The organism is Streptomyces sp. URMC 124 (assembly GCF_051386455.1).
Lineage (GTDB): Bacteria > Actinomycetota > Actinomycetes > Streptomycetales > Streptomycetaceae > Streptomyces.
The window spans coordinates 1-229 of record NZ_JBPQTS010000679.1; the positions used below are offsets into that span (position 1 = coordinate 1).

1 protein-coding gene is annotated in these 229 nt (G+C 56.3%); it reads right to left on the reverse strand.

Features of this window, described 5'->3' with window-relative positions; genetic code table 11:
- Nucleotides 1-229, reverse strand: a 229-nt coding sequence (locus tag ACSNOG_RS34145) for a hypothetical protein (protein WP_436756543.1), incomplete at both ends; no start/stop codon positions are given.

Sequence of the window (229 nt, forward strand, 5' to 3'; positions counted from 1 at the left end):
CGCCTAATGCATCGATTGAAGAGGTTTCGATCCAGTCCAGGAAATCGGGGATCTCCTGATGGTCGCCCCGGAGCATGACCAGCGCATACAGCACGTCGTAATCGGATAAAGGCCACTGCCGGGCCGCGATGAACCGCACCCTTGCATCCTCCGGCATGCGCTCGTCCATTTCGGTGATGAGCCGCTTGCCGATGTCCAGGTTATCGGTCCATTTTCTCGTTGCATATAT